This is a genomic window from Sphingomonas sp. Ant H11, assembly GCF_000797515.1.
GTDB lineage: Bacteria > Pseudomonadota > Alphaproteobacteria > Sphingomonadales > Sphingomonadaceae > Sphingomonas.
In genome coordinates this window covers 1-2,802 of record NZ_JSBN01000171.1, presented here as the reverse complement: position 1 = coordinate 2,802, position 2,802 = coordinate 1, and the positions used below count along the sequence as shown (strand labels likewise).

At 62.4% G+C, this 2,802-nt stretch carries 3 protein-coding genes and 1 pseudogene; all 4 read left to right on the top strand.

The window, feature by feature from the left end:
- The coding region (locus tag NW75_RS25445; protein ID WP_033967324.1) for a type IIL restriction-modification enzyme MmeI at positions 1-1,273 on the top strand (1,273 nt) is incomplete at its 5' end.
- Positions 1,270-2,151 (top strand): restriction endonuclease, encoded by an 882-nt coding sequence (locus NW75_RS20840; protein ID WP_033967323.1) that lies wholly within the window; start codon positions 1,270-1,272, stop codon positions 2,149-2,151. The genes NW75_RS25445 and NW75_RS20840, both read left to right, overlap by 4 nt.
- Positions 2,152-2,426: 275 nt before the next feature.
- Positions 2,427-2,645: a translation initiation factor IF-1 gene (gene infA / locus NW75_RS20835; RefSeq protein ID WP_010162480.1), complete on the top strand. Its 219-nt coding sequence runs from the start codon at positions 2,427-2,429 to the stop codon at positions 2,643-2,645.
- Positions 2,605-2,802 (top strand): annotated as a pseudogene (locus NW75_RS27040) (Maf family protein); the annotation flags it as partial. The gene infA and the pseudogene NW75_RS27040, both read left to right, overlap by 41 nt.

Below are 2,802 nucleotides of genomic sequence, written 5' to 3'. Positions count from 1 at the left end.
GGGCGGTCCCCCTCCTCGTGCCGGGGAGGATCAGGTCGGCAATCGCCGCATCCGCATCGCCTTCGTCTCGACCAATTCGATCAGCCAGGGCGAACAGGTGGCGCAGCTCTGGCCGATCCTGTTCGATCGCTTCCATCTCGAAATCGCCTTCGCCCATCGCACCTTCAGTTGGGGCAGCGAAGCGCGCGGCGCAGCGCACGTCCATGTCGTCGTGATCGGGTTGACCCACCGCGATAATCAGCCGAGCGAGAAGCGGTTGTTCAGCTATCCCGACATTCGACGCGAGCCGATTGAAAGTCGGCATGATGCGCTGACGGCGTACCTGTTCGATGCACGGGGTGTGATGAACCGGCATTTGGTGGTGTCAGAATCCACCAGCCCGACTTCTCCCCGCCCAGCAATCTCATTTGGTAATATGCCTAACGACGACGGAAATCTAATCTTATCCACCGCCGAACGCGCTGCTCTATTATCCTCCTACCCGGACGCCGAATCATTCATAAAGATTCTTGCGGGCGCAAAAGACTATATTGAAGGAAGCCACAGATTTTGCTTTTGGCTCGTGAAAGTTGATCCATCAATAATCCGAAGCATACCACCCATCTTGGAACGATTGCGTCGCAATCGAATTTATAGAGAATCAAGCACAAGGCTTACGACAAGAAAACTTGCCGGCGCACCCGGATTGTTCGGAGAAATCCGTCAAAGCGATCAGCCTTATGTACTCATTCCGCGCCACTCATCGGAACGCAGAGAATATGTTCCTTTTGGCTTCTTTGGTCCTGAGACGATTGCACATGATAGCTGCTTATTCATGCCAAACGCCGATCTCTTTGATTTCGGCGTCATGACGAGTCGAGCACATATGGCGTGGCTCGCTCAAATGGGCGGCCGCCTTAAGAGCGATTTCCGCTATTCAATCGGCCTCGTCTACAACACCTTCCCCTGGCCCGACGCCACGCCCGCACAGCGCGCGAAAATCGAGCAGCTTGCGCAAGCGGTGCTCGATGCGCGCCTCGCGCACCCGACCGCCAGCCTCGCCGATCTTTATGATCCCGATACCATGCCGGGCGATCTGCGCCGCGCGCACCATGCGCTCGATCTGGCGGTGGACCGGCTCTACCGCAGCGCGCCGTTTGCCTCGGACCGTGACCGGGTCGAGCATTTGTTCGGCCGCTACGAAGCGCTGGTAAACCCGCTCGCCACCACCGGCGTAAAAGCCAATCGCCGCGTCGCCCGCAGAAGCGCCGCCCAGCAGGAACCGGATGCATGAAGCCCGCCCACGTCGCCACGATCCGCAAGGACGATTTCTACGTCCCCACGCTGCAAGTGCTGCGCGATCTGGGTGGCTCCGCCTCGATCGAGGAGATTGAGGAAAAGCTGATCGATCGCTTCGGCTTCACCCAGGCCGATCTCGACGCGACCTACCCCACCAGCGGCGACAACATCATCACCGACAAAATGTCCTGGGCGCGCAGTTATCTGAAATTCCCCGGCTTCGTCGCCAACGATTCGCGCGGCGTGTGGGTGTTGACCGAGGCCGGTCGGCTGGTGGTGGATCAGCCGCTCGAAACGCTGCGCCAGCGCATCCGTTCGGCCAAGGCGGCGCGGCGTGCGGAGCAGCTCAAGGCCAAGGCGTCCAGCCTCGTGCTCGACCCGGCCGAGGAGGAGGCCGACGAAGCCGTCGCCGGCTGGTCCGATCTGTTGCTCGCCAAGCTCCAGTCGATCGAGCCCGCCGCGTTCGAGCGGCTGTGCCAGCGCTTGCTGCGCGAACATGGCTTCACCCGGGTCGAGGTGACGGGCAAATCGGGCGATGGCGGCATTGACGGGCAAGGCGTGCTGCGCGTCAATCTCGTCTCCTTCCACGTGTTGTTCCAGTGCAAGCGCTACAAGGGCTCGGTCGGGGCCTCCACCATCCGCGATTTTCGCGGGGCCATGCAGGGCCGCGCCGACAAGGGGCTCGTCATCACCACCGGCACCTTCACCCCCGATGCCAGGCGGGAGGCGACGCGCGACGGCGCGCCCGCGATCGATTTGATCGATGGCGAGGCGCTGTGCGATTTGCTGCGCGAGGTCGGGCTCGGCGTGGTGGTGCGCCCTGTGACGACCTATGAGGTCAGCGTCGACCAGGCCTTTTTCGACGAGGTGTGAGGCCCTGTCCTACACGCCCCCGCTCTGGCATTCTCCCCCGGCATCGCCCGCCGCGCGCGGGCGCGCCGCTCTTTCGCATCGCTGCACCGCTTTTCCCAACGGGCACCCCGCCCGCGTGCTTTTTCGCATTTTCTTATGGCGCATATGGGCGAACTTCCTGAAATTTCGCCCGCCGCGCCGCCCGCTCCGCCGCCGCCTGCGCGCGGCTTTCCTTTTGGCGCATCATCGGCTAAGGCGCGCCCTTCAAGAATTCCCCAAAATCACCAGAGGTTTGTTTGGCAAAAGAAGAACTGCTCGAAATGCGCGGCCAGGTGGTGGAGCTTCTGCCCAACGCCATGTTCCGCGTGAAGCTTGAGAACGATCATGAAATTCTCGGTCACACCGCCGGCAAGATGCGCAAGAACCGCATCCGCGTGCTCGTCGGCGACGAAGTGCTGGTCGAACTGACGCCCTATGATCTCACCAAGGGGCGGATCACCTATCGTTTCAAGTGATTCGGACGCGGTGGTGCGCCAGAGCCCGCCGCTCGTCCTCGCCTCCACCTCCCCCGCGCCGCGCCGATCTGCTCGCGCGGCTGGGGGTAACGCCCGCCCGCATCGCCGCACCCGACGTCGACGAGACGCCGCTCAAGGCCGAGCCGCCGCGCGCCTA

Bases quoted from the DNA above. Each gene is read 5' to 3' on its own strand.
- NW75_RS20840 (WP_033967323.1), top strand. From the start codon at position 1,270: ATGAAGCCCGCCCACGTCGCCACGATCCGCAAGGACGATTTCTACGTC.